This is a genomic window from Methanopyrus sp. (assembly GCF_053997775.1).
This window is the reverse complement of record NZ_JBMXXF010000031.1, coordinates 1-24,300: the sequence shown is the minus strand read 5'-3', so window position 1 is coordinate 24,300 and position 24,300 is coordinate 1. Positions and strand designations below refer to the sequence as shown.

28 protein-coding genes and 2 tRNA genes are annotated in these 24,300 nt (G+C 69.4%); 24 read left to right on the top strand and 6 right to left on the bottom strand.

The genetic code is table 11. The features are described from left to right. Nucleotides 1–28 precede the first annotated feature (28 nt). The 3 genes from ACXJJV_RS04710 to ACXJJV_RS04700 all read left to right on the top strand — a co-directional run bounded on the left by ACXJJV_RS04710 (nt 29) and on the right by ACXJJV_RS04700 (nt 2,881). Nucleotides 29–871, top strand: a complete 843-nt coding sequence (locus ACXJJV_RS04710) for a TatD family hydrolase (RefSeq protein WP_456467026.1) — start codon at nt 29–31, stop codon at nt 869–871. An 11-nt stretch (nt 872–882) separates the two neighbouring features. Next, nucleotides 883–1,761 (top strand): quinolinate synthase NadA, encoded by an 879-nt coding sequence (gene nadA, locus ACXJJV_RS04705; RefSeq protein WP_456467025.1) that lies wholly within the window; start codon nt 883–885, stop codon nt 1,759–1,761. 61 nt (nt 1,762–1,822) lie between these two features. Beyond that, a complete protein-coding gene (locus ACXJJV_RS04700) occupies nt 1,823–2,881 on the top strand; it encodes a hypothetical protein (protein ID WP_456467024.1) in 1,059 nt (352 codons plus the stop codon). Nucleotide 2,882: 1 nt separating this feature from the next. Here the strand turns inward: ACXJJV_RS04700 and ACXJJV_RS04695 are convergent, their stop codons facing one another. Next, a complete protein-coding gene (locus ACXJJV_RS04695) occupies nt 2,883–3,647 on the bottom strand; it encodes an adenine nucleotide alpha hydrolase family protein (protein ID WP_456467023.1) in 765 nt (254 codons plus the stop codon). Nucleotides 3,648–3,899: 252 nt separating this feature from the next. Between ACXJJV_RS04695 and ACXJJV_RS04690 the strand changes: the two genes are divergently transcribed. The 6 genes from ACXJJV_RS04690 (at nt 3,900) to ACXJJV_RS04665 (ending at nt 9,102) form a co-directional block, all read left to right on the top strand. After that, nucleotides 3,900–5,963, top strand: coding sequence for an IGHMBP2 family helicase (locus ACXJJV_RS04690; protein ID WP_456467103.1), 2,064 nt, complete (start codon nt 3,900–3,902; stop codon nt 5,961–5,963). After that, nucleotides 5,960–6,235, top strand: a complete 276-nt coding sequence (locus tag ACXJJV_RS04685; RefSeq protein WP_456467022.1) for a hypothetical protein — start codon at nt 5,960–5,962, stop codon at nt 6,233–6,235. Before ACXJJV_RS04690 ends, ACXJJV_RS04685 begins: the two co-directional genes overlap by 4 nt. Before the next feature lie 57 nt (nt 6,236–6,292). Continuing rightward, a complete protein-coding gene (locus ACXJJV_RS04680) occupies nt 6,293–6,904 on the top strand; it encodes a hypothetical protein (RefSeq protein WP_456467021.1) in 612 nt (203 codons plus the stop codon). A gap of 72 nt (nt 6,905–6,976) precedes the next feature. Further along, nucleotides 6,977–8,128: a DUF2162 family putative transporter gene (locus ACXJJV_RS04675; protein WP_456467020.1), complete on the top strand. Its 1,152-nt coding sequence runs from the start codon at nt 6,977–6,979 to the stop codon at nt 8,126–8,128. Next, nucleotides 8,107–8,721, top strand: a complete 615-nt coding sequence (locus tag ACXJJV_RS04670) for a MotA/TolQ/ExbB proton channel family protein (RefSeq protein WP_456467019.1) — start codon at nt 8,107–8,109, stop codon at nt 8,719–8,721. The genes ACXJJV_RS04675 and ACXJJV_RS04670 overlap by 22 nt, the downstream gene beginning before the upstream one ends. Nucleotides 8,722–8,724: 3 nt before the next feature. Continuing rightward, nucleotides 8,725–9,102: a DUF2149 domain-containing protein gene (locus ACXJJV_RS04665; protein WP_456467018.1), complete on the top strand. Its 378-nt coding sequence runs from the start codon at nt 8,725–8,727 to the stop codon at nt 9,100–9,102. On the opposite strand, the gene ACXJJV_RS04660 is transcribed toward ACXJJV_RS04665, so the two are convergent. Further along, nucleotides 9,099–9,953, bottom strand: coding sequence for a hypothetical protein (locus tag ACXJJV_RS04660; RefSeq protein ID WP_456467017.1), 855 nt, complete (start codon nt 9,951–9,953; stop codon nt 9,099–9,101). The genes ACXJJV_RS04665 and ACXJJV_RS04660 overlap by 4 nt on opposite strands. Before the next feature lie 67 nt (nt 9,954–10,020). On the opposite strand from ACXJJV_RS04660, the gene ACXJJV_RS04655 reads away from it, so the two are divergent. The 8 genes from ACXJJV_RS04655 to ACXJJV_RS04620 are packed head-to-tail and all read left to right on the top strand — an operon-like array spanning nt 10,021 to nt 14,561. Beyond that, nucleotides 10,021–10,152: a hypothetical protein gene (locus ACXJJV_RS04655; protein ID WP_456467016.1), complete on the top strand. Its 132-nt coding sequence runs from the start codon at nt 10,021–10,023 to the stop codon at nt 10,150–10,152. Then, nucleotides 10,149–10,760, top strand: coding sequence for an METTL5 family protein (locus ACXJJV_RS04650; RefSeq protein ID WP_456467015.1), 612 nt, complete (start codon nt 10,149–10,151; stop codon nt 10,758–10,760). The genes ACXJJV_RS04655 and ACXJJV_RS04650 overlap by 4 nt, the downstream gene beginning before the upstream one ends. A gap of 12 nt (nt 10,761–10,772) precedes the next feature. Then, a complete protein-coding gene (locus ACXJJV_RS04645; RefSeq protein ID WP_456467014.1) occupies nt 10,773–11,795 on the top strand; it encodes a DHHA1 domain-containing protein in 1,023 nt (340 codons plus the stop codon). Continuing rightward, nucleotides 11,792–12,370 (top strand): exosome complex RNA-binding protein Csl4, encoded by a 579-nt coding sequence (locus ACXJJV_RS04640; RefSeq protein WP_456467013.1) that lies wholly within the window; start codon nt 11,792–11,794, stop codon nt 12,368–12,370. Before ACXJJV_RS04645 ends, ACXJJV_RS04640 begins: the two co-directional genes overlap by 4 nt. 12 nt (nt 12,371–12,382) lie before the next feature. Beyond that, the gene (locus tag ACXJJV_RS04635; protein WP_456467102.1) at nt 12,383–13,060 is read left to right on the top strand and encodes a DUF2067 family protein; all 678 of its coding nucleotides are present in this window, start codon (nt 12,383–12,385) and stop codon (nt 13,058–13,060) included. Between the two features lie 13 nt (nt 13,061–13,073). Beyond that, nucleotides 13,074–13,415, top strand: a complete 342-nt coding sequence (locus tag ACXJJV_RS04630; protein ID WP_456467012.1) for an RpoL/Rpb11 RNA polymerase subunit family protein — start codon at nt 13,074–13,076, stop codon at nt 13,413–13,415. Then, entirely contained in the window at nt 13,412–14,005 is a 594-nt protein-coding gene (locus ACXJJV_RS04625) for an endonuclease dU (protein WP_456467011.1), read from the top strand. The genes ACXJJV_RS04630 and ACXJJV_RS04625 overlap by 4 nt, the downstream gene beginning before the upstream one ends. Beyond that, nucleotides 13,995–14,561, top strand: a complete 567-nt coding sequence (locus ACXJJV_RS04620) for a DUF531 domain-containing protein (RefSeq protein ID WP_456467010.1) — start codon at nt 13,995–13,997, stop codon at nt 14,559–14,561. The genes ACXJJV_RS04625 and ACXJJV_RS04620 overlap by 11 nt, the downstream gene beginning before the upstream one ends. A 27-nt stretch (nt 14,562–14,588) precedes the next feature. Here the strand turns inward: ACXJJV_RS04620 and ACXJJV_RS04615 are convergent. Further along, nucleotides 14,589–14,743, bottom strand: a tRNA-Trp gene (locus ACXJJV_RS04615). A gap of 132 nt (nt 14,744–14,875) precedes the next feature. Between ACXJJV_RS04615 and twy1 the strand changes: the two genes are divergently transcribed. The 5 genes from twy1 (at nt 14,876) to ACXJJV_RS04590 (ending at nt 20,040) form a co-directional block, all read left to right on the top strand. Continuing rightward, nucleotides 14,876–15,793 (top strand): 4-demethylwyosine synthase TYW1, encoded by a 918-nt coding sequence (twy1, locus tag ACXJJV_RS04610; RefSeq protein WP_456467009.1) that lies wholly within the window; start codon nt 14,876–14,878, stop codon nt 15,791–15,793. Nucleotides 15,794–15,826: 33 nt separating this feature from the next. Next, nucleotides 15,827–16,753, top strand: coding sequence for a nucleoside recognition domain-containing protein (locus ACXJJV_RS04605; protein WP_456467008.1), 927 nt, complete (start codon nt 15,827–15,829; stop codon nt 16,751–16,753). A 90-nt stretch (nt 16,754–16,843) separates the two neighbouring features. Then, a complete protein-coding gene (gene albA, locus ACXJJV_RS04600) occupies nt 16,844–17,128 on the top strand; it encodes a DNA-binding protein Alba (RefSeq protein ID WP_456467101.1) in 285 nt (94 codons plus the stop codon). A 44-nt stretch (nt 17,129–17,172) separates the two neighbouring features. Beyond that, the gene (locus tag ACXJJV_RS04595) at nt 17,173–17,997 is read left to right on the top strand and encodes a CBS domain-containing protein (RefSeq protein WP_456467007.1); all 825 of its coding nucleotides are present in this window, start codon (nt 17,173–17,175) and stop codon (nt 17,995–17,997) included. Further along, nucleotides 17,998–20,040: a hydantoinase/oxoprolinase family protein gene (locus tag ACXJJV_RS04590; protein ID WP_456467006.1), complete on the top strand. Its 2,043-nt coding sequence runs from the start codon at nt 17,998–18,000 to the stop codon at nt 20,038–20,040. It begins immediately after the preceding gene. A gap of 41 nt (nt 20,041–20,081) precedes the next feature. On the opposite strand, the gene ACXJJV_RS04585 is transcribed toward ACXJJV_RS04590, so the two are convergent. Beyond that, nucleotides 20,082–20,157: transfer RNA gene (locus ACXJJV_RS04585), tRNA-Cys, on the bottom strand. A 59-nt stretch (nt 20,158–20,216) separates the two neighbouring features. Continuing rightward, the gene (locus ACXJJV_RS04580; RefSeq protein ID WP_456467005.1) at nt 20,217–21,656 is read right to left on the bottom strand and encodes a hydantoinase/oxoprolinase family protein; all 1,440 of its coding nucleotides are present in this window, start codon (nt 21,654–21,656) and stop codon (nt 20,217–20,219) included. A 78-nt stretch (nt 21,657–21,734) separates the two neighbouring features. Here ACXJJV_RS04580 and ACXJJV_RS04575 point away from each other — a divergent pair, with 78 nt between their 5' ends. Together ACXJJV_RS04575 and ACXJJV_RS04570 are read left to right on the top strand one after the other, a co-directional pair. Further along, entirely contained in the window at nt 21,735–22,865 is a 1,131-nt protein-coding gene (locus ACXJJV_RS04575) for a glycoside hydrolase family 191 protein (protein ID WP_456467004.1), read from the top strand. A gap of 34 nt (nt 22,866–22,899) precedes the next feature. Further along, nucleotides 22,900–23,874 (top strand): TIGR00269 family protein, encoded by a 975-nt coding sequence (locus ACXJJV_RS04570; protein WP_456467003.1) that lies wholly within the window; start codon nt 22,900–22,902, stop codon nt 23,872–23,874. On the opposite strand, the gene larC2 is transcribed toward ACXJJV_RS04570, so the two are convergent. After that, a partial coding sequence (larC2, locus tag ACXJJV_RS04565; RefSeq protein ID WP_456467002.1) for a nickel pincer cofactor biosynthesis protein LarC2 occupies nt 23,808–24,300 on the bottom strand: 493 nt, incomplete at its 5' end. The two genes, ACXJJV_RS04570 and larC2, sit on opposite strands and share 67 nt — an antisense overlap.

The following is a 24,300-nucleotide window of genomic DNA, read 5'->3' as shown; positions in this document are numbered from 1 at the left end:
GGATGACGCTGAGCCGGGGGCGATCCACGTGCAGGCCGCCACGGACGTGCACCTGCACTTTAATCCGGTGCGCGGGGACGGGTACCGAGTTTTCGAGCGGTTCCACCGGGCCGGCGGGACCGGGTTCGTCTCGCCGGTCCTCACGCTCAAGAGCTACCGGATCCGGGGGTTCGATCGACGGTCGTTCGAGCGGGCCTTCCGCCTGCACCTGGAGGGCGTGCGGTTCGGTCGGCTCGAGTACCCGCTGCGAGGGTACGCGAGCCTGGGCTGGCACCCGGCCGAGGTGGCCCGGCTGGCGGAGCGTGAGCCCGACCGGGTCATGGAGGTGGCGGAGACCGTCTGCGATCTGATCGAGCGCTATCACGCCGAGTACGACGAGGTCGTCGCGATCGGGGAGGTGGGTCACCCGCACTTCCCCGTCCGGGAGGAGGTCAGGCGCGCCTGTCATCGGGTGTTCCTGAGGTTTCTGGAGCTCGCGAAGGATCTGGACCTTCCGGTCATCTACCACGGTCCCCGGGCCTCCAAGAAGCACTACATGCGGCTGAAAGAGTGGCTGGAGGGGGCCGGATTCGATCCGGAGCGGTTCGTGCGTCATCGAGCCTCGCCCGACGTCGGGCTGGCCAGGGGCGTGGGCGTTTGGCCGTCCGTCCCGGCCTCGCGGCGCGGGGTTCGGGAGGCGGCCGAGTCCGGGGACGAGTTCCTGCTGGAGAGCGACTACCTGGACGATCCCACGAGGCCCAACGCGGCGCTGCCCGTCCGGGCCGTGCCCAAGGCCGCAAGGCTGCTAAGGCTGGTGGATGAGGACCTGGTGGGCCGGGTGATGGTGGAGAACCCGGAGCGGGTGTTCGGGGTGGAGTTCGAGCCGCTGTAGGGGGCCAATCGATGCCTGAAACGGTGGTGCTGGTTCACAACTACCAGCGGCCCGAGGTGCAGCTGCTCGCCGACCACCTGGGGGACTCGTTGGAGCTGGCGATGAAGGCGCGGGAGGTGGAGGCGGACCGGATCGTGATGTGCGGCGTGGACTTCATGGCGGAGGTGGTGAAGATCCTGAACCCGGACCGGGAGGTGGTGGTTCCCGACCCCCGGGCGATGTGCGGGATGGCACTGAGGCTCCGGGCCGAGGACCTGCGGGAGTTCCGGCGGGAGCACCCGGACGCCGCCGTGGTCGCGTACGTGAACACGACCGCGGAGGTGAAGGCCGAGGCCGACGTGATGTGCACCAGCGCCAACGCCGTGGAGGTCGTGTCCAGGCTGCCCGAGGACGAGGTCATCTTCGTCCCGGACAACAATCTGGCCGCGTGGGTGGCGGCCAACGTGGAGGACAAGGAGATCATCCCGTTTCCCGAGCGCGGGTGCTGCCCGGTCCACCACGCCATCACCCTGTCTGACCTCCGAGGCCTGGCGTCCCGGTACCCGGACGCGGACGTGCTGGTGCACCCGGAGTGTCCGCCGGAGGTGTGCCGGGCGGCGGACTACGTGGGCTCGACCTCACAGATCTACGAGTACTGCCGGGAGCGGGGCCCGGACCGGATCATCATGGGGACGGAGGAGGGGCTGGGGTTCCGCATCGAGCGGGAGCTGGGCGTGGAGGTGATCGTCCCGGGGCACGCCGTATGCCCGGACATGAATGTGACGACGGGCGAGAAGGTGGAGCGGGTGCTTGAGGGGAGGGTACCGCGAGCGCTCTTGGTCGAGCTGGATCGGGACGTGATGAAGGACGCGGAGGAGACGGTGGAAGAGATGTTCAGAATCACCGGGTAGCGGGAGGAGCGCGATGCTCCGGCGGCTGTTTCGCCGTCCTCGTAAAACCGTAAAAAGTCGGTTGTACGACATCAAGAGTCGGGTTGGGCCCGTGGACCCGGATTCCGTGGTCGAGACCATCGGAGGGCCGATGGAGGAGCAGCCTCGCCCCATGACGACCGATGAGGGGGAGCGAAAGGAGCTGAAGGAGGATGTGAAGGAGCTGGACTCGTTCATCCGGAGTTATTCGGGCCGCTCCGAGACGGAGCTGGTCACCGCCTACCCGCTGTACGAGACCATCCGCGTACTGGCCTCGATGGGAGGAGGGAGGAGGACGAGGAGGGCGATCGTGGACGTTTCCGCGGTCCGCATCCCGCTGCTTCTCGCCTCCCACAACGCGGTCGGGCCCACCTCCGACCTGACGGAGGGTCTCCCACCGGACTCCGACGAGTACGTGGTGGTGGCACCGTACCACAAGGTGAGCCTGAAGCCGCTGCATCCGGGTCCCCTGAGGGTGGACCGGCCGAACGGCGAGGTGGTCAAGCGGCGCTGGAAGCGGCTGCCGAACGTGTGCTCGTGGGGCGTCGAGGCGGTCGTCGTCCAGAGGCTGTGGGAGGTCGCTCCCGTGCTCGTGCTCGTGACGGACGCGGTCGCCTCGCTGTACGGGGTGTACCTGTCCTCCATGCTGGACGCGCCCATCATGGACGTTTCTTACCTGTGGATGTACACCAAAGGGAAGCCCATCTGGGAGGACGAGAGGGGTCGGAAGCGGGCGCTGCACTGGTCCCAGGCGGAGACGCTGCGCTCCCTGAAGCCGGATTACATCGTGATCCTGAGCAGCGTGAAGCGCCGGCAGTTTAAACGCGTGGTTCGCGCCGTCCGCTCCGAGGTGAGGAGCTCCACCCTGATCCCCGTGATCTCCCGGGACCACCGGGAGCTGGGCGAGAGGCTGCTCAAGAGCATAGAGGATGAAATACCCATGGTGGGCGATCACACCCACAAGGTCTTCCAGCTCGAACCGTTCGTGGCCCGGCTGGTCAAGGACGTCACCATGGCCCCGCTCCCTACCTCGGTGTACAACGAGGTGAAGTCACTTCGGTTCAGACCCCTGACCCTCGAGGTTAAGGTCGAGGAGTCCTAGTTCAGACCACCCAGCACCGGCGGAAGCACTCGGCCACGGCCTCCGTCACCGGACCCCTCCGCACGACCACCCGGGTCTCCTCACCGTCCCTCACGCACTCGAACCGTTCTCCCCGAACCTCGGGCAGCGGCGCGTGCACACGGATTTCGAGGCAGCTTGAGAGGTTCCACCCACCATCGGATTCCCCGCGGGCCCTCCGGGCCCGGGCGTTGGCCTCCCCGGGGTCTACCTCACCTATTTCGGGCCACTCGGGCAGCCCGGTCAGCGAGCAGGAACCGGGCCGCGATCGCAGCCCGAACCTGGCCGCCAGCCACGCGGTCGTCTGGTCGCCGAGCCCGCACTTCAGCAGCGGGACGTCCACCTCGAGCTCGTACAGGGCCCGGAGCCCGGGCCTGCCGCGCGTCAGCTCCGATACGTTCGTCCCGTCCAGGACCGCGTCGACGCCGTCCACGGCCTCCGTGATGGCCGCGTAGATCGCCCGCTTGCACGCGTAGCACGGGTGGTCGTCCGGGCCCGAGAGGACCTCGCTCACGTCGGGCCGCACGAGCAGCTGGTCGACGTTCAGCGGGGGCGCCGGGGCCGGGTCGGGCTTATAGGGTAGGGCGGCCGTGCACGCGACGACGTTACCTCTCCCCAAAGCTTTAACCGCGGCCCGCAGCAGGACGGAGCTGTCGTGGCCGCCGGAGTAGGCCACGGCCACGCGCTCGTAGGTGGACTCCACGTACGCCTTCAGCCGCCTGAACAGCCGGATCGGGAACGACGGCATCGTCCGGCCCCCGTGCGGCTGGTGTACACTGGGGGTTGAAGGTTGGAGGAGGTGTTAATCGAGGGATTCGGTCCCGGGGACACGCCCGAGGACGTGCTGAAGCGGTTGCGCGATCATCGGGTCAAGCCCTCGGAGGTGGGCAAGATCTGGCTGGCCAACGGGGCCGCCCTGTGCGAGGTTCAACGCGACGCGGCCCGGCGGCTGCTGCGCAGCGACAAGGCCCGGCGCCCGAGCGAGGAGGAGTCTCGGGAGATCAAGCGGGTGGACGAGTACGTTCGCCGGTTCCAGCGGTTGGTCCAGCTGGAGCGGGAGGCGGAGATGCGGGCGATGGAGGAGGAGATCAAGCGGCTCTCGGGTCGCGAGCGGGAGGAGAAGGGGCGCGCGGTGCTCAACCTGCGGGGCACCCGGGCGGGCCGCGAGGTCGGCGGGTACTACCTGGTCAAGTACGGGCGCCGCGAGGAGATCGACACCCAGATCTCCGTGGGAGACCTGGTCCTGGTGAGCCGAGGGGACCCGCTGAAGAGCGATCTGACCGGTACCGTCGTGGAGAAGACGCGGCGCTCGATCACCGTGGCGTTCGACAACCCGCCGCCCCGGTGGGCCGTCGGGAAGGGGATCCGGCTCGACCTGTACGCCAACGACGTCACGTTTCAGCGCATGCTCGAGGCGCTGGAGCGCATTCGGCACGCCCGGGGCCGGCTGCGGGAGCTGAGGAACGCGATCATCGGGCTGCGGGAGCCGGAGGAGGCGGAGCCGGAGGACGTGGAGTTCGTGGATCGGGACCTGAACCCGTCCCAGCGTGAGGCGGTCCGGTACGCGCTGGGCGCCCCGGACTTCTTCCTGGTGCACGGGCCGCCAGGCACGGGCAAGACCCGGACGCTGACGGAGGTGATCGTGCAGGAGGTGAAGCGGGGGAACAAGGTGCTCGCCACGGCCGAGTCGAACGTGGCCGCGGACAACCTGCTGGAGAACCTGCTGGAGCGCGGCGTGAACGCGGTTCGGGTCGGGCACCCGGCTCGCGTCTCGAAGAAGCTGAAGCGGCGCACGCTCAGCGCGCTCGTGGAGAAGCACCCGCTGTACGAGGAGGCGGAGCGGCTGCGGGAGCGAGCGCGGCGGCTGATGAAGGAGCGGGACCGGTACCAGCGCCCGACCCCCCGGTGGCGCCGGGGCATGTCGGACGAGACGATCCTCCGGCTGGCCCGCAAGGGGAAGGGCGCGCGCGGGGTCCCACCGAACGTCATCCGGAGCATGGCGAAGTGGATCGAGCTGAACCGGGAGGTGGAGAAGCTCTTCGAGGGCGCGGACGACCTGGAGGAGCGCGCCGTGAAGGAGATTCTGGAGGAGGCCGAGGTGGTGGTCACGACGAACGCGAGCGCGGGCCTCGAGTTCCTGGACGAGGTCGAGTTCGACGTGGCCGTGATCGACGAGGGATCGCAGGCGACCGAGCCCTCCGCCCTGATCCCGATCACCCGGGCCCGGCGGTTCGTCATCGCCGGTGACCACAAGCAGCTGCCTCCGACGATCCTGAGCGAGGAGGCGGAGCCGGAGCTCTCCCGCACCCTGTTCGAGCGGCTGATCGAGGAGCACCCGGAGCTCTCCCGCATGCTCCGGATCCAGTACCGGATGCACGAGGACATCATGGAGTTCCCGAACCGGGAGTTCTACGACGGCAAGCTGGAGGCGCACGAGAGCGTGCGCCACCACACGTTGGCCGACCTGGGCGTCCGCGAGCCCGACGTGGAGGAGCCCTGGGCGAGCGTGCTGGACCCCAAGCGACCGCTGGGTTTCGTCGACACCTCCCGGCTGCCCGAGCGGATGCGGAGGGAGCGGCAGCGGCCGGGGTCCAAGTCCAGAGAAAACCCACTGGAGGCCGCGATCAGCGTGTTCCTGGTGGAGAACCTGGTCGAGCAGGGACTGCCGCCCGAGGACGTGGCCATCATCACCCCGTACGACGATCAGGTGGACCTGATCGGCCGACTACTGCGAGAGCGAGGGTTGGAAGACGTGGAGGTGAACTCCGTGGACGGCTTCCAGGGCCGTGAGAAGGAGGCGATCGTCGTCTCGTTCGTGCGCAGCAACCCGGAGGGTCGGGTGGGCTTCCTGAAAGATCTGCGCCGGCTCAACGTGGCCATCACGCGGCCGCGTCGGAAGCTCGTCTGCGTGGGAGATTCCGAGACGCTGTCCTCCCACCCCACCTATCGCCGCTTCATCAACCACGTGAGGGAACGCGGAGTCCTAATAAGCCCCACCTCCGTGCGCCCCCTCGCTCCACTGTTAAGCCTCGCTAGGAGCGTTCCAGGAGGGAGTAGGGGGTGAGAACGTTCACCCCGATCGTCGTTGAAACCATCGACGACGGGGAGCTGTTCCTGGGCATGGGGGAGTACTCGCAGCGCATCTACCTGGATGAGCTGATCCTGTGGTTCGGGGTGCTGCTCGACGACGAGCACGTGATCGACGAGGACCGGCGGGTGGAGGAGAAGGTGGACAAGCTGCTGAAGACGCTGTACTACGGTACCGTCGGCTACGTGGTGGAGAAGCACACGGATGAGGATGACAACGCCTGGGTCTATGCGCATGCGCACACTTAAACCATAAGTGATATTACGACTGAGCGACGGTGCGCCGGGACGGCGGGGGAGGGGACGGTGCGGTGGCGGCTCGCGGCGGCGCTGGTGGTGACGGTCACGCTCTCGCCGATCGCCTGCCTGGGGTCGTTTCACGCTAAGTACCACCGGTACCTGCACCTCACCCGGCTCCAGGCCGCGGTCTCGGACCTGGACCGGGCCTCCCGGGACGTGGGCAGCGTGCTCGCCTCGTTCGACTACTTGTCCTACAAGGCGACGCTGTACGATAACACCGTCAGGATTGGAGGGAACCCGGGCCGCGATCGGGTGGAGCTGCTGAGGGCACTGGTCGGGGCGGAGCGGCGGCTCAGGGACGCCCGGGCTCACCTGGACAGCGCGGAGAGGAAGGGCGTGAACGTGTCCGACGTCGCCCGGACCGTCTCCGAGGTCGCCGCGGAGCTGGGGGAGGCTCGGTGGCTGGTCGAGCGGGGGAAGGTGGGGGTCACCGACCGGGTGAGGGCCGTGACCAAACTCGCCCGGGTCGAGGGTCGGTTGGAGATTAAGAAGCGGCGTCTGATGGGTGAGCTGATGGGCCGCATGCCCCGGATGAAGTACTACGAGCTGGTGGAAAACGTGCTCTTCCTGCCCCCGTTCAACGCGCTGTTCGCGCTGGCCACCGCCCTCGGCCCGTAGGGGGGACGCGGGCTGAGGTGGCTCGGCCCGGTCCTGGCCTTCGCCTCGTACGCGGCCTCCAGCACCCTGATCATGCTCCGATACCACCCGATGACGGTGTCGGACGCCCTCGCCTACGGTCTGGTGTACGGGCTCGCGGCCCCCGCCCTGGCCGCGGGCACCGGCGCCCTCCTGGACCGGATATTCCGCGTGGGCAGGCCCGCCGAGCTCGCGCGGAGCGTGTCGGAGGGATTCGCGCTCTCGGGGGCGATCCTGCCGTCCGGGCTGGTTCACCCGGTGATGGGGGCCGTCGCGGCCTCGCTGACCGCGCTCCTGGCCTCCGGGTACCTGATCTCCCGACGCGTCGGGATGCCGCTCTCCCGGGGGATCGTCGGCGTCGCGACCGCCGCGGCGGTGGTCTTCGCGGCGCTCACCTCCTGGATGGCCGTCCCGTTCTTCGCCGACAACCCCATTTACGCGCTTGCGGTCGCGTTCTTCGTCTTCATCGTTGGGCTGAAGACGGGGCTCGGGATCGGGTTCGCGGGCTTCGGCCTGCGCCGCTCCGTGCTGATCGCCCTGCTCCTGTCCGCGATCCTGGTGCCCGCCATCCTGGGACTCGGGTGGCTGACCACCCGGTTCCTGTCGGCGGCCCTGGAGACCCAGCGGTACGCCCTACTGGGGCACGCCGTCCTCGGGCTCGTCCTGATGGCGATCGGCGCGTTCATCGCCCGGAAGTGGCACGTGGAGCGGTCCTCCGAGGAGGTCTCTCGGCTGGGCGTCTTCGTCGTGGCCGTGCCGTGTCCGATCTGCCTGATCGGCGTGGCCCTGTCCGTGGCCCTCTACGCCAGGATCGGGTCGCTGAGCCTATCGCAGTCCGCCCTCGTGCTCTGGGCCTGTTACACCTCGACCACGCTCGCCAGCCTGGTCTCGGCCGAGGCCCTGATCCGGGCCTTCCGGGTCCCTCCCGCGGTGGCCCTTAGCGGATTGGAGAACGCCGTGGGACTGCTGTTCGTGCTCACCGGGCTCATCGCCTGGCTGTACCCACTGTGGAAGAAGGCGCCCAAAGTCCGCATACCGACGCCCCCAGCGCACGAACTGTGCCCGGTCCTGGCCGCGCTCCTGGGCCTGGCGGTCCTGGGGTACGGGTGGGCCATGCGTCGGGAGCGGATGGGCGAGTACCCGCCCTCCAACCCCGTGGACGACGCGCTACGGGTGGTGATACGATGGCTAGCGTCGCGACGGTGATCAACCAGGCCCTGTACGTGGTGATGCAGGCCCTGCTTTACCCGACGGTAATCCTGTTGCTGCTCTTCCTTGGGTACTCCATCATCGAGTTCGGGATGTTCCTGCGGGAGGTGGTCCTCAGACCGCACTTCACCCGGCGGGACCTGGAGGAGGTGCTGGAGCGGTTCCCCAAGCTCGAGGACGTGCGCCTCCCGCCGCACTTCCGAGAGTACCTGAACCGACTGCGGAAGATCCTCCGCGACTCGAACGACCCGGAGGAGGCGGGACTCCGGGCCGAAAAGGAGCTGGAGAACCTGGAGAACTACCTGGCCCGTCGAATCTCCAGGACCCGGATCGTGGTCCGGCTGGGCCCGATGCTGGGCCTGATGGGCACGCTGATCCCCCTGGGCCCGGGCCTCGAGCAGCTGGCGAAGGGCAACATGGCCGGGCTCGCCACGGCCCTGATCACGGCCTTCGCCACCACGGTCGTGGGCCTGGCCTCCGCCGGCCTCTGCTACGTGATCACCCTCTTCCGCTCGCGGTGGTACGAGAAGGACGTTTCAGACCTGGAGTTCCTGGCCGAGATGATCCTCAACCGGGAGTTCGGGGGGTGAGGCGTGCCCCGATACCTACGCCGCCGACGTCGGCGGCGCTTCCTGGGCGGGGACGACGGGGACGACGATCCGCTCACGGGGGTAGCCAACCTCTTCGACGCCGCGATGGTCTTCGCGCTGGCCTTCATCCTCACCATGTCGGCCAGCTACGGGCTGACGAAGGTGCTGAACCCCAAGGTCTCGCAGGCCACCATCATCACCAAGACGACCTCGGGCAAGGTCGTCGTGACCAAGGTCTACCGCACGCCGTCCGGGATCAAGGTGGAGAAGTTCAAGGAGGTGACTCGGGCCAAGCGAGGCGGCGCTCAGCTGGGTCAGATGAAGAAGATGGGCGGCACGGTGTACAAGGTGGGTAAGAAGTACATCTGGGTGCCCGGCTAGCGGCGGCGGAGCGGTGGGATCACCGGGATCAGCGGCAGCGGCGAGCCGCCGGAGCCCGTCCCGGTCGATCCCTTACCCTCCCCCTGACCGCCCTCACCACCGGACCTGCCCGGTTCAACGATCATCACCTGAGGGTCGAACTGCGCCATCCACGCGAGGAGTTCCTCCGGGTCCGCCGTGATCGTGACGCCCTGGATGGTGAGGTCCACCGGCGGGTTCTCCTCGTACCCGTACCGGTCCCAGAACCACCGGATCCAGTCCACCAGGTGCAGGTTCGGGTCGCCGAAGTACTTCTCGGAGAGGTTCCTCAGGTACGCCCAGCGCACGTAGTCCCCCATCAGCAGCTCGGCCACCTCGCAGGCCCGCTCCACGTACCGCCAGAACCGCTCCTCGCCGCCCAGCTCCGCCACCGCGTTGCCCAGCGCCCAGCGCGCGAACGGCTCCACGTACCGGTCCCAGGGCCGGTAGAAGTCGCGGAGCACGGTCTGAATGCACCAGCGCTCCCGCCACTCCTTGATCGGGGACGTGCGCACGTGCGTGTAAACGTCCAGGAACAGGTGGCTGGAGATCCCCACCTCCGCGCACCAGATCGTCCGCTCCCGGTCCAGGTGAAGCAGCGGCATCACCGTCCGGTCCGCGATGATCTCGGCGTACTCGTGCACGTGCTCGGGCCAGTGCGCCCACCGGTAATCCACGTACCGGAGGTCGGGGTACCGGTCGTGGTAGGCGGCGGTCGCGAAGTCCGGGGCCAGCGAGGAGTACAGGATCACCCCGCCGTACTCGGGGCTTCCCGGGTGGGCCACGGCGGCGAGCACGAGGCCGTACAGCAGGTGCACCGGGCCGGAGGGCATCCGGGTCCCCCACGGGGGTGGGTGAGCCTTAACCTTCCATGTAATATGCGCCCGGTGCGGGAGGCGGGTGGGTCGTAGGAGGGCGCCGGAGCGGTGCCCGTTCTGCGGTGGTAAGCGGTTCGTTCGGATGGATCCAGGGGAGCGCACTCGGGACCTGCCCTGGTGGATTCGGGAGCTGCTGTGGGAGGAGTCGGGTTGATCGACAAGCGGGTGGCGATGGTGCTGGATCGGCTGCGCGGGTTCGAGCGTCCCAAGCTGCGGTTGGAGCAGTACGAGACGCCCGGAGAGCTGGTTCGGGTGCTACTCTCCATCGCCGACGCGGAGGTGGGGCTGGAGGGGGCCAGGGTGCTGGATCTGGGGGCGGGTACGGGGAAGATCGGGATTGGGGCCGTGCTGGCGGGGGCGAGTCGGGCCACGCTGGTGGACGTGGACGGGGACGCGCTGCGGGTGGCCCGGGAGAACGCGGAGCGGGTCGGGGTGCTGGATCGAGTGGAGTTGGTGCGCTGCGACGTGCGGGAGTTTCGGGGCGGTCGGTTCGACGTGACGGTCATGAACCCGCCGTTCGGGGTGCAGCGCCGGGGGGCGGATCGGCCGTTCGTGCGGGTGGGGCTGGAACACGCGCCGGTGGTGGTCTCCCTGCATCGGGCGGGGACGGAGGACTTCTGGAGGGAGAGGGCGCGGGAGTGGGGGGCGGAGTGCGAGGTGGTGGGTCGGGCGAGGTTCCCGGTGCCGGCGATGTACCGGCATCACCGGCGTAGAATTAAACACGTGGGCGCGGTCGTTCTCGTGTTCCGGAGGGGTAGGTAAAGGGGGTCGACCTTGGGGGATCCCGTGGAGAAGGTGAGGAACGCGCTGGTGCCGCACCTGGAGGAGCTGGAGGATGAGCGGGTGGCGGTGGTCGCGGACATCGACGTGGATGGACTGGCGAGCGCGGCGATCCTGGGACACGTGCTGCAGGGTCTGGACCTGGACTTCGTGCTGTACTTCTCTCCGCCCGCGAACTTCACCGAGGTGGTCTCGGGCATCGCCCCGGAGTGCGACGTGCTGATCGCGGCGGACCTGGGGTCGACGGCGCGGGACGCCGTGCAGGATGCCAGGTCCGAGGGTTGCCGGGTTTTCATCGTGGATCACCATCAGGTGCTGGAGGACGTGCGCCCGGACGTGTTCGTGCACGACACGCGGCTGTGCGCGGCGGAGCTGTGCTACTGGGCCACGCTGGACCTGCACGAGCGGGACCTGAAGCTGCTGGCGGCCTACGCGGCGTTCACGGACTACGCGGAGGAGCACTCCCGGGTGCTGGATGAGGTGCTGCGCCGGTACGATCGGCGCAAGGTTTACACCGAGGCCAGCCTGCTCGACTACGCGCTGGTGAAGATGGACGGGGACGATCGCAGGGAGCTCGCGCTCAAGCTCCCGGAGACCGCGGTTCCCGAGCTGGATGAGGTGTACGAGCTGGCGCGGGAGGCCATGCTGGAGGAGCACGAGGTGCTTCAGCGCGCCCGGGAGGTGGCCAAATGCCTGGAGGAGGTCGTGGCGTACGCGATCATGGACGACATTCACCCCGCGATGACCGGAAGGGTCGCGTCCCACGTGGCGGGCGTGATGGGCACCCCCGTCGGGGTGTGCGTGAGAAGAGGAAAGGTCAGCGCCCGAGTCGTGGACGGGGAGGGGATCAACGTCGCCAAGGCGATCAGAAGGGCCGCCGAAAAGGTGGGAGGAAAGGGGGGCGGCCACGCCCCGGCGGCCGGCGGGGTCGTCCCAGAGAGTCGGGTCGACGAGTTCCTGAGGCTGTTCGCGGGGGAGATCAAGCGTCAGATCGAGGGCCGGACGAGCGACGAGTGAAGAAGTACGTGAAACCGGGTCGGTTCGTGCTGCCGGGGGACAGGATCACGCTGGCCGAGGCGTTCTACCCGGGGCCGGGAACGTACGAGGACGACGGGATCGTGCGGGCCGCCGTGACCGGGACGGTGGAGGTCGACCTGGAACGCCGCGAAGTCCGGGTCAAGCCCCTCGTGGACACGCCACCGAAGCTCCGCAAGGGCGTCCCGGTCATCGGGCGCGTGCAGACGGTGAAGGAACAGGTGGTGCTGGTGCGGATCGACCTAGCCCACGATCGCATGGACCGAGAGCCCGCGGCCTCGGGCGTGGGCGGCATCCACATCTCGCGCGTTCGGGACGCGTACGTTGAGGATCTCTCGGAGGAGTTCCAGCCCGGGGACATCGTTCGCGCCAAGGTGATCAGCGTCAAGACCCCGATCCAGCTCTCCACCATGGGGGAGGAGTACGGGGTCATCCTGGCCTACTGCAGCCGATGCCGCAGCGAGCTGGAGCGGATCAAAGGTAGAAAGCTGAGGTGCCCCACCTGCGGGCACACGGAGACCCGGAAGGTCGCCTCAGGGTACCTAAGGGAGGCCTGAGGCTTGACCCGGATGGAGAAGCGGGAGGTCACCTTCTCCTTCCCCGACCAGGACACGGTGCGCAAGTTCATTCGCGCGGTGGAGAGCGAGCGCACCCGGGGCGTCGACGCCTTCCTGGACGCGAAGGGTACCCGGGTCAAGGTGAAGGTGTTCGGGCCGCACGCGGCCGTGGACGCCTACATCCGGCGGCTGGGGGAGCTGCGCAAGACCGTCCTGACCGAGTCCGAGGACGAGAAGCGGGTGCGGCTTCACCTGAGCACGGTCTGCCGCGAGGCCGGCGCCCCGAAGGTCCCCTCCGAGCTCCTGGCCCAGGTCCTGGAGCGGCGCGGGTACCGGGCCGAGGCGCGCGGGCCCTGGCTCACCACGGACGCCCCGATGCGGGAGATCAAGGCGATCGTGCGCGAGCTGGCCGAGCTTTACAAGGAGGCCCGGTTCTACGCGGCCTCCGAGCCCGTGCGGCGCCTCCTCACCCTCGTCTGCCACGAGCACGGCCTGGACCCGATGGACCTGGCCTACGCGGCGCTCGACCGGGGCGTTCTCCGCGAGGGTGAGGACGGGCGCTGCGAGCTGAAGAGGGACCCGGAGAGGACCCTAAAGGAGCTCGAGAAGCTCGCGTCCGAGCTCAAGCGCGAGGGGCGCGAGCGCGGTCGCACCCTCGAAGAGCTGCTGGAGTTCGAGGAGCGCCTGTGAGGGGGCCTCCCCCGTGCGGTTGCCCGAGGTGGAGGTGAAGGTGAAGAAGTACGACCGGGACGAGGTGCTCCTCGAGCTGCCCGGCGAGGACCACACGCTCTGCAACCTGCTGAAGTGGGCGCTCAACCGGAAGGAGGGGATCGTGGCCACCTACCGCATCGAGCACCCTATCCTGGGCAAGCGGCACAAGGTCGAGGACGAGCAGGAACACGTCCCGCCCAAGGTGAGGATCCGGGCCGTGGACGAGGACGCGGACGCCAGGGAGGCGCTGTGGGAAGTCATCGACGAGCTCCTGGAGCTGATCGAGGAGGCTCGGAGGGAGTTTCAGGGGGCCCTGGAGGAGGCTGAGGGTTGAAGCTCCGGGAAGTTAAGCCCGAGATCCGGGTTCTGGGCGTCGACGACGGTCACTACGGGCCCGAGGACGAACGCACCCTCGTCGTCGGCGTCGTGATGCGGGGTGGCAAGTGGGTCGACGGGGTGATGTGCACCGAGGTTACCGTGGACGGGCTCGACGCCACGGACCGCCTCGTGGAGATGGTCAACCGGTCCAAGCACAAGCCTCAGCTCCGCGTGATACTCACCGACGGGGTCACTTTCGCCGGGTTCAACGTGCTCGACATCCAGCGGCTGCACGAGGAGACCGGCCTCCCGGTGATCGCCGTGATCAAGCGCGAGCCGGACCTCGCCTCGATCATCTCCGCGCTGGAGAACCTGGATCGAACCGAGGAGCGCCGACGCATGGTGCTCCGGGCGGGCCCCGTGTACCGGACCGTCACCAGGCGCGGGGAGCCCCCGGTCTACTACCAGTGCGCCGGGATCGAGCCGCGCGTCGCGGAGCTCGTGCTGAAGCGGACGGCCACGCGCCACCGGCTCCCCGAGCCCATCCGCGTCGCCCACTTCGTCGCCACCGGGGTGACCCGGGGGGAGTCCTCCGGTGGGGCGTGAGCGCGTCGGCCGCGTAACCGTCGCCCTGTACAACTCGTACGACCCGAACCGGTACCACGAGATCCACACCCGGATGATCGCCCGGGCGGCCCCGCTCTGCGTGGCCTACGACTTCAAGCTCGCGCTGTTCGGCTTCCCGCTGGACGACGTCGGGGTGGAGACGCCGCGGGAGCTGGCGGAGTTCGTCGCCCGGGAGACGACCATCGGCGCCTCCGGGCGGGAGGTGCTGGAGCTGGCCGAGCGCAACCTGCTGGAGGTGTACGACTACCCGGACCCCGGGTTCCCTCCCCAGTTGGGCACGATCGTCGCCACCACGTGCCGGCCGGAGCCCGAGAAGGCGATCGAGCCGGAGGACGTGGTGGAGCTCGTTCTGCGCCCGCGCTCCGTGACCCTGGTCTTCGGGCTGGGTCGGCGCGGGCTGCCGGAGGAGGTGCTGGAGCGGGCGGAGCACCACCTGGACATCACGGGCCGCGGGATCTCGCTGGAGACGTCGACGGCGCTGGGGGCCGTGACGGCCGTCGTAGGTCACCTGATAAGGAGGGCGGTCCGGTCGTAACGTTATTGAACTTAAAACGATTCGCGGTGGTGGGCCCGCCGGGATTTGAACCCGGGTCACGGGGTGTCTTCGACCCGCCTCAGAGCTCCAAGGGGCTCCTCACGAGGGCCCGGCACACCCCATGCCAGTCATCGGCGGGCCCCTGGAGCCCCGCATGATAGACCTGGCTACACCGCGGGCCCGTCTCCCGGGGCCGGGGCGACCGATTCGAGTACTTAAGTGTTGCCCCGGCCGCGCCCCGGGCCGATCGCGATCGCGCGCCTCCCGGATCCATTTAACCGTGGGTTGACACGCCGGTCCCGGGGGTGGCGGGCTTGCTCCACGCCCGCGTGGAGCGGGTGCTCCGCAAGCAGGGGTACGGGCTCGTGGGGAAGCACTCGGCCGTCAAGCCCTGCCACTGGTGCCGGGAGGCGATCAAGAACGGGCGGCACTGCTACAAGGCCCGGTTCTACGGGGTGGAGAGTCACCGGTGCCTGCAGATGACGCCCACGGTCGCGTGGTGCCAGCAGCGCTGCGTGTACTGCTGGCGGCCCGTCGAGCTGACGATGGGCGTGAGCGACGTTCCGGACCCGGACGATCCGGACCTGATCGTGGAGCGGAGCATCGAGGAGCAGCGGCGCTTCCTACAGGGCTACGGGCACCTGGAGGGCGAGGCGCGGAGGCGGTGGAAGGAGTCGCTGGAGCCCCGGCACGCGGCGATCAGCCTGGCGGGTGAGCCCACGCTGTACCCGCGCATCGGCGAGCTCATCGACGCGTTCCACGCGCACGGGTTCAAGACGACCTTCCTGGTCACCAACGGGCTGCGGCCCGATCGGATCGAATCGCTGGAGCGGGAGCCCACCCAACTGTACGTGTCCCTGGACGCGCCCACCGAGGACCTGCACCGGAGGATCAACCGGCCCGCGGTCCCGGACTCCTGGGAGCGGATTCGGAGGACCCTGGAGCTGCTGGACTCCCTCGGCTGCCGCACCGTGATCCGGATCACCGCGATCAAGGGGTGGAACATGGACGGGACCGCGGAGGACTTCGGCCGGTTGCTGGCGGAGGTGGAGCCGGACTACGTGGAGGTGAAGGGGTTCATGTGCGTGGGCTGGGCGGCGTTCCGGATGACGCCGGACCACATGCCGAGTCACGAGGAGGTGAAGCGGTTCGCCGCCGAGATCGCCGAGCACGCGGGGTTCGAGCTGGTGGACGAGTCACCACCCAGCCGGGTCGCCCTCCTCTCCTCCTAGCGCGCCGGGAGCGGCGTCCAAGGGAGCGTTCCGATGGTTCCGCACCTGGCGCGGGCGGTCCTGGACTTCCTGCTGACGGTGCTGAAGGTGGCGCCGCTGGTCTTCCTCGGCTTCTTCGCGGCCTCGATGATGACGCGGCTACGGGTGCACGAGCGGCTGGGTCGGTTGATCGGCGACCGGGCGGCGAGGTGGGGGCTCACGCCGGAGGCCGCCTCGGCGCTGGCGGCGTCGCTGGTGAGCCCGAGCGCCAGCTACCCGATGCTCGCGGAGCTGCACCGGGAGGGTCGGCTGGACGACCGGGACGTGATCCTGCTCGTCGTGGCGACGACGCTGCCCACGACGATCGGGGAGCTGTTCATCAAGGGCCCCTTCTTCGCCGCGCTGGCGATCCTGGGGCCCCGGCTCGGGCTGGAGTACGTGGGGGCGCTCCTGCTCTCGGCCCTGATCCAGACCGTCCCGGCGCTGCTGCTGTACGGTCGACGCCGGGACCGGTCGGGCGGCTCGAACCCGGATCCGGTGGTCTCCGACCCGGTCAGACCGCGGGTTCGGGAGGCGCTGGCGGAGGCGCTGCGCCGGGCGGGCCGGCGGATGGCGTACGTCCTCCCGCGCATGCTGGGCGTGGGCGCGGCGATGGTGGTGCTGGCGGAGCTCATCCGGTGGCACGTGCACGGCGGGTTCGGGCCGGTGCTGGCGACGATAGTGGCCAACCTGAGCCACTACACGGTCGGGTACGCGACGGTGGCCGAGTTCGTCCGGATGGGCACTCTTTCGGAGCGCGAGGCGGTCGCGACGCTGCTGATCGCCGGCTGCGCGAACGTGCTCATGATCTTCCTGCGCGCGTCCCTGGCCACGTACGTGTCGATCTTCGGGGGACGGTTGGGGGTGAAGGTGTGGTCGGCGAACCTGGGCTCGAGCCTCGCGGCCCGGTTGCTGGTGGCCGGCGCGCTGCTCCTGTCGTGATCTGAGGGGTGAAGTTTATAGGGGCCACCAGTCGGGCGCGAGACCGCGCTAAGATTGGGACCGGAGAACGGGGACACCGGGGTGATCGCGATGGCGGAGGATGAGAACGTCATCTACGTGGGCAACAAGCCCGTGACCAACTACGTGCTCGCGGTGATGACGCAGTTCAGCGAGGGTGCGGACGAAGTAAAGCTGGTGGCCAGGGGCAGGGCCATCAGCCGGGCCGTGGACGTCGCCGAGTTCATCCGGAACAACGTTATGCCGGAGGTTGAGGTGAAGGACATCGAGATCGGCACCGAGGAGATCGAGACGGAGGAAGGCGACACGATCAGCGTCTCGACGATCGCCATTACGCTGGCCAAGCCCTCCGAGTAGCCTCCCCCTCCCTCCCCCACGCCCCTCGGGCGAGGGTGCCCGGCTTGTCGACCCAGTCCCCCTCCGAGTTGAAGGTCGAGGACGTGATGACGGAGCGCCCCGTCACCGTCGACGCGGACCAGTCCCTCAAGTTCGCCCTCCGCACGATGCGCAAGAGAAAGGTGAACCGGCTCCCGGTCACCGAGCGCGTCTCCGAGGACCGGAAGGAGCTCGTTGGGATCATCACCGTGCTCGACGCCGCGCTCGCGGTCGCCGACGCGCGCTTCGGCGAGGTCTCACCCTCCCGGATCCGCGTTTCCGAAGTCATGACCTCCCCCGTCGTGACGATCTCCCCGGGCGCGACCGTGGACCAGGCCATCCACACGATGCTCTCCCACGGGATCTCCGGGCTCCCCGTCCTGGACGGGGATCGGCTCGTCGGCATCGTTACCAAGACCGACCTGCTCGAGCTGGTCGAGTCCGAGGACTACGTGGCCCTCCACATGACGAAGAACCCGATCACCGTGTCCGCCGGATCCAGCCTCCTCCACGCCCGGCGCCTGATGTTCGAGGAGGGCGCGAAGATCCTCCCCGTGGTGGAGCGCGAGCGTCTGGTCGGCCTCCTCACGGACCGCGTCCTGGCCCTGGAGCTGGCCCGGCTGCGGGAGAAGTCGCCCAGGGGCAAGTTCCGGTCACGGATCAAGCGCGCCCGGGTCGATGACATCATGCGCACCCCTCTGTCGGTCCGGACGGACTTCGGGCTGGTGGACGCCGCGGAGCTGATGGTGCGCAAGCGCGTCCCGGGACTCCCCGTGGTCAACTACCGGGACGAGGTGGTCGGGGTGATCACCAAGACGGACCTCGTCCGCCTCCTGGCGGAGGGTACCTAGTTGTCGCTCGTAGGGATCGACATCGGAGGCACCTTCACCGACCTCGTCGAGTACGACGGCCTGCGGCTCCGGGTGAAGAAGGTCCCCTCCTCCCCCAGGCGCCCGGATCGATCCTTCGAGCGCGCCCTATCAGAGGTTAAGGAGGATCCGGACACGGTCCTGCACGCCACCACGATCGGCACGAACGCGTTCCTCGGCCAGCGCGGGCTGAAGCTACCGAAGGTGGCCCTGATCACCACACTCGGCTTCCGGGACCTCGTGGAGATCGGTCGTCAGGTGCGCCCGCAGATGTACACGCTGGAGCCCCGGAAGCCCGAGCCCCTGGTTCCACGTAACCTCCGGTTCGAGGTCAAGGAGCGCGTGTCCCCCGACGGCGAGGTGATCGTCCCGGTCGACGAGGAGCGGCTCCGCGAGATCGCGGGGAAGCTGCGCTCCCGGGACGTTCGGGTGGTCGTGATCTCGTTCCTGCACGCGTACGCGAACCCGAGGAACGAGCGAAGGGCCAAGGAGGTGCTGGAGCGGGAGCTCGGGGACGACGTGGAGATCGTCTGCTCGCACGAGGTGTGCCGGGAGTACCGGGAGTACGAGCGCACCTCCACGGCCCTGGTGAACGCGGTCCTGCGCCCGCTGGTGAGCGAGTACGTGGAGCGCACGCGGAAGGCCGTGCGGAAGGCGGGCGCGTCGGAGTACCTGCTGATGCAGTCCGACGGGCACGCGGTCCCGGCGGAGCGCGTCGTGCACACCCCGGCCAAGCTGATCGAGTCCGGCCCGGCCGCCGGGGTGGTGGCGACGCGGGTGGTGGGGGAGTGGCTGGGCGAGGACCGGCTCGTCTCGTTCGACATGGGCGGGACGACGGCGAAGGCGGGCACGGTCGTCGAGGGGCGCTACGAGGTGACCAAGGAGTACGAGGTGGGGGGTCGGACGCACCGGGGCCGGCGCGTCCGGGGATCCGGGTACCCGGTGCTGCACCGGTTCATCGATTTGACCGAGTGCAGCGCGGGCGGGGGCACGATCGTCTGGGTGGACGAGGCGGGCGCGCTGCGGGTGGGCCCCACCAGCGCCGGGGCGGACCCGGGCCCGGTGTGCTACGGGAAGGGGGGCACCGACCCCACGATCACGGACGCCAACGTGACGCTCGGGCGGCTGAACCGGAAGGCGCTACTGGGGGGAGAGATGCCCATCGACGCGGAGTCGGCGGACCTGGCGTTCAAGGGCCTGGCCGGGACGGTGGGCGGCGAACCGGAAGAGGTCGCCTACCAGGCCATCCGGCTCGCGGTGGAGGAGATGGCTCGCATCGTGAGGATCGTCACCGTGGAACGCGGGCACGATCCCCGCGAGTTCGCCCTGGTGGCCTTCGGCGGGGCGGGCCCGCTGCACGCGGCCGAGCTGGCGGAGGTCCTGCGGGTGCGACGCGTGATCGTACCTCGGCACCCCGGGGTGTTCTCGGCCTTCGGGCTGCTGGCGGCGGAGACGGCCTGGGAGCACTCGATTCCGGTGCTCGAGACCACGGACGAGCTGGACGACGAGGCGCTGCGACACCTGATAAAGAGGGCCGCGTCGAGGGCCTCGCGCGCCCTGCCCCGGGACCCCGACGAGGTCAGGATCGTGGTGGAGGCCCGGTACCGGGGGCAGGCGCACGAGCTGGACGTGGAGGTGGGGCCTGAGGCCTCGATGGAGGAGGTGGAGCGCGCGTTCCACGAGCGGCACGAGGCCGTCCACGGGTTCCGGCTGGACGCGCCGGTGGAGGTGGTGAACGTGCGGGCCGTGGCCCTGGCGCGCCGGGAGCCGCCCAAGCCGAAGCCCCTGAAGGAGGGCGGGGAGACGAACCCGGACCGAGCGGTGAGGGAGCGGCGGGAGGTGTACTTCGAGGACGAGGGGTTCCTGGAGGTCCCGGTCTTCGACCGGGATCGGCTGCGGTCGGGGGACGAGATCGAGGGGCCGGCGGTCATCGAGGAGTACGACTCCACGACGCTCGTGCCGCCCGGGTGGAGGGCGCGCGTGCACCGGCTCGGGGCGCTCGTGCTGAGTCGGGACGGGTCTTAGGGTCCCGGGCTCATCGTTTCGTGAATCAGAACGATTCCCGGTGGAGCCGCGGCCGGGATTTGAACCCGGGTTACGGGATCTGCAGTCCCGCGCCCCGCCAGGCTAGGCTGCCGCGGCTCCTCCGTCCCGGGCTCCCGGACGCCCGACTTTAAGTCTTTCTCCCGCGGCGCGCCCGGTCAGGGGGCCTCCACCCCGGGCCGCTCGTACAGCCATACCTCCGCCCACTGACCCACCCTCACCCCGCCGCGCACGATCTCAAAGGACCGCACCGACGCCTCGTCCGGCTCGAAGCCCGCCGCCTCCGACGCCAGCTCCACCAGCTCCTCCTCGTCGTAGATCCGTCCCCTCTCCACCTCGAACCGCTCGCCGGCGGGCACCACGTGACCGTACCCTCGCTCCGTGTGCACGTACACCACCGCCTCCCGCGCCCGCCTTGCGACCGCGCATCCCACGGCGTTGCACACGGAGTGATACGGCACCACCTTCCCCAGACCCACGAGCTCTCGGTACTCCTCCGCCAGTCCCCCGGCCCAGAGCACCCGCTCACCCTCCAGCCGGGAACGAAGCCTCTCTCGGACCTCCTCCAGGACCCGCTCGGCCACCCTAGCCGGATCCCCCACCGACCTCAACGCCCGCCGCGACTCCCGCGGATCCCCCTCCGGCTCCGGATCGTGGTACCCGGCCACCACCAGCGCGTCCGTGACCGTCGGTCGGGAGCCCCCGTAGCACGCGGGCAGGGACGTCTCCCCCGTGAGCCCGTCCCCGGAGACGACGGTGTTGCCGCCCAGCGGCAGCGAGCGGACCCGGGCGGAGCGAACCGCGGTGGGATACCCGAAGAGGGTGGCCCGGGACTCCGTCACCGGCACCCCATCCCGGGCCCGCACGAGGTCCACCGTGGATCCACCCACGTCGGCGAGCAGGAACTCCTCCCTCCCGGTCAGGTACACCGCCCCCAGCACGCCCGCCGCCGGGCCCGAGTGCAGCACGTTCACCGGCACGCGCAGGGCCTCCCTGGGGGTCTGCAGCCCGCCGTCCCCGCGCAGGACCCCGTCCACGCCGCCGAGCGCGCGCAGGAACTCCCGGGTCGCCCGCTTTACCCGGGCGCTGAGGACGGCGGTGGCCACGCGGCGGGGGAACCCACCCCGCGGGACGTGGTGGCCCGGGACCACCTCGCGCGCCCGCTCTTGCACGGCCTTCACCAGCCTCCGCTCCAGCCGGGAGTTGCGCTGCGAGAACTTCGAGACCACGGCCACGGCGTGCCCCTCTGGCACGTTCACGGACCCAACCTCCACGTCCCGCGCCACGTCCCCCTTGTGATCCACGTACCCGTCCACGACTTCCGCGCTGTCGGCGAACCCAGCGAGCGGGTCCGGGTCCAGGCCGGGTCCCGGGATCAAGATCAGGTGGACCGGGTCCCCTCGGCCCCTCACGAGCGCGTTGATTGGCAGCGTCGTGCTGACGCGCCGCTCGTCCGCCTCGAGGCGCCGAAGCGCTTTTTTCGTGGGCTTAACCAGGCCACCGTCGCGGGGCACCTTGACGCGATCCACCACCTCCCCTTCCTCCAGGACCACCGCGTCCACGTGCGTGCTCCCCGTGTCCAGCCCCAGTACTCGCACCGGCGGCGGCCCCCTCGGTAATAAGGGACGTCGTCACCTATCGGCAAGCCGGCCTCTCCTCATCGGGGGAGCCCCGGGTTGCTGCTGAAGGTGCTGACGGTCGCCACGCTGTGGACGGTCGTGGATCACGGGTACCCGTTCGCGACCTATTACCAGAACGTGGACCTGGAGCGGCTGATCGAGGTCCACCCGGGCGCGGTCTGCGTCGACCCGTACTCCGGGCCCGGAGGGCGACCGTGGACGCCGGAGGAGCTCGATCGACTGAAGAGGGCCGGGATCCGTCCGGTGGCGTACATGACGCTGGGGGTCGTGCCCAAGTACCACCGGGACCTGTTCCAGCGGGCCCGCGACCTGGGTCTGCTGGGCCCGGAGGACCCGAGGTGGAAGGGGGACTACGCGGTCCGGTTCTGGGACGAGCGGTGGCAGTCGGAGCTCGAGCGGTGGGTACGGAGGTTGCATCGGATGGGGTTTGATGGGGTGTTCATCGACGTCATCGACGTGTGGTCGCGGGGCTGGTACGTGGACTGGTTCAGGAGGAAGACCGGGGGATCGAGGGATGAGCTCCGGGGACTGGTGTACCGGGCCCTGGTCCGGGTCGCGAACGCGGCCCACGCGCTCGGGATGGACGTCTACGTGTGCGCGGGGGGCGCCGTGAGCGATCGGTGGTTCCGGAGGCTCGCGGGGGAGCACCGGATCAAGGTGGTCGTGGAGAACGTGATCGCGCGGGACAACGGCACGCTCCAGCCCGAGGAGGACTTCCTGAGCGCGGTGGGGGCGCTCGCCGACCTGAGCCGGCTCACGGACGTGTACGACGTGGAATACGGTTTGAACCTGAAGGACGATGAGGTGCGACGGCGGTTGACGCTCCTGTTCAGGCTCACCGGGGTGCGGGAGGTGTACGTGACGTCTCTCTCCCACGATCGGCTGGGGGTGGCCGTGGTCCCTGTGAGTGGCGAGGGGGACCGTGTCAGCGGTCCGGCCTCCGGGTCGCGCGGTGAGGAAGGTAAGAAGGTGAAGAGTGAGGGTGCCACCCGAGCCTCCCGGTCCGGAGGCAGGGGAAGTGCCGGAAGTGCCGGTGGATCGGCGCTCCCGGCGCCCTTGATCCCACCGGTGGGGAGGCGGGGGAAGCTCCGCCCTGCCCAGTCCGTTCATCCCCGGGCGGGTCGGCGTTACAACCCCTCTTCACGGCCGGCGTGCCCGGACTCCTGAGGTGGCCCGTAATTACCCCTTCGGGGCGACGCGCTTGCGGTGCCAGCGGTGCGGGGAGCGGCCGGGTCGGTACAGGCGTCCCTACGCGGGCGACGCGGTGTGCGGTCGGTGTCTGGTGGAGCTGGTGCGGGATCGGGTGTTCCGGGAGGTGCGGCGCTGGAGGTGGTTCCGGCCCGATCAGACGGTGGTCGTGGCGGTCTCCGGGGGCAAGGACAGTGCGGTCGCGCTTCGGCTCGTGCTCGAGTACCTGGACCCGCTTCCCGGGGTCGAGGTGATCGCGCTCACGGTCGACGAGGGCATCTCCGGGTTCCGGGACCGGTGCCTGAGGGAGGCGGAGCGGCTGGTGGAGCGGCTGGACGTGCGGTGGGAGGTCGTGTCGTTCGAGGAGGAGTACGGGTTCCGGCTCGAGGAGGTGGTGGAGGAGACCGAGCATCCCGCGTGCACCGTGTGCGGGGTGCTGCGGCGGCGGCTGATCAACGCCCGGGCCCGGGAGCTGGGGGCCGACGTGGTGGTGACGGGTCACAACCTGGACGACGAGGCGCAGGCCGTGCTGATGAACTTCGTGAAGGCGGATCTGGCCCAGCTCTCCAAGCTGCACCCGCGGGTCCGGCCCGAGTCCGAGGCGGTGGTCCCGCGCGTCAAGCCGCTGCGGCGAGTCCCGGAGCGGGAGGTCAGGTGGGTGGCGGACGAGCTGGGGCTCCCGTACCACCCGGATCCCTGCCCGTTCGCCGCGTCCTCAGTGCGCTCCTTCTTCCGACGGCTGCTGGACGAGATGGAGGAGCGGCTGCCGAGCGTTAAGTTCGGGATCGTGCAGGCGCTGGACCGAGCCGGCCCGGTGCTGGCCGAGGAGTTCCTCAAGGGGGAGGTCCAGAAGTGCGAGCGCTGCGGGGAACCAGCCTCCGACCGACTCTGCAAGGCCTGCCAGATCCTGGAGGAGCTTCGTCAGTCGTCGTTCCGCCTCCGAGACCGGGCGAGCAGCTCCGCCCGCACGAGCAGTGAGGAGCGGTGACCCACCCGCTCCCGAACGTCCTCCCACTCCGGCTTGGCGTGCTCCACGTCCTCGAACCGGGACCGCTTAACCCGGACGCCATCCTCCCGGACGAGCTTCCGGTCCGCCACCACCCGCTCGCACCGATACACACGGGCTCCCAGCGAGCCCGTCCACCGGAAGATCTCACGGAAAACCTTCCGCTCCACGCCCGGCCGGTCCTCCACGATCGCCCGCAGGATGAACCTGGGCCGGTTCTTCTTCCCCAGGCCGTGCAGCACCTCCACGTCCCGAACCCCGTCGAGCTCCAACAGACGGGAGATCGCCTCGCCCACCGCCTCCCCGTCCGCGTCGTCGATCGAGGTCTCCACCACCCGAACGAACCCTCCCTCACCCCCGGGCTCGCACAGCAGAATCCGGAGCACGTTCGGCCGATCCTTCAGCTCC

What these genes read in the sequence shown, in the direction of transcription:
- nadA (WP_456467025.1), top strand. Translation starts at nt 883, where the DNA reads ATGCCTGAAACGGTGGTGCTGGTTCACAACTACCAGCGGCCCGAGGTG.
- ACXJJV_RS04695 (WP_456467023.1), bottom strand. Translation starts at nt 3,647, where the DNA reads ATGCCGTCGTTCCCGATCCGGCTGTTCAGGCGGCTGAAGGCGTACGTG.
- ACXJJV_RS04675 (WP_456467020.1), top strand. Translation starts at nt 6,977, where the DNA reads ATGCTCCGATACCACCCGATGACGGTGTCGGACGCCCTCGCCTACGGT.
- ACXJJV_RS04670 (WP_456467019.1), top strand. Translation starts at nt 8,107, where the DNA reads ATGGCTAGCGTCGCGACGGTGATCAACCAGGCCCTGTACGTGGTGATG.
- ACXJJV_RS04660 (WP_456467017.1), bottom strand. Translation starts at nt 9,953, where the DNA reads ATGCCCTCCGGCCCGGTGCACCTGCTGTACGGCCTCGTGCTCGCCGCC.
- ACXJJV_RS04635 (WP_456467102.1), top strand. Translation starts at nt 12,383, where the DNA reads ATGGAGAAGCGGGAGGTCACCTTCTCCTTCCCCGACCAGGACACGGTG.
- ACXJJV_RS04605 (WP_456467008.1), top strand. Translation starts at nt 15,827, where the DNA reads ATGGTTCCGCACCTGGCGCGGGCGGTCCTGGACTTCCTGCTGACGGTG.
- albA (WP_456467101.1), top strand. Translation starts at nt 16,844, where the DNA reads ATGGCGGAGGATGAGAACGTCATCTACGTGGGCAACAAGCCCGTGACC.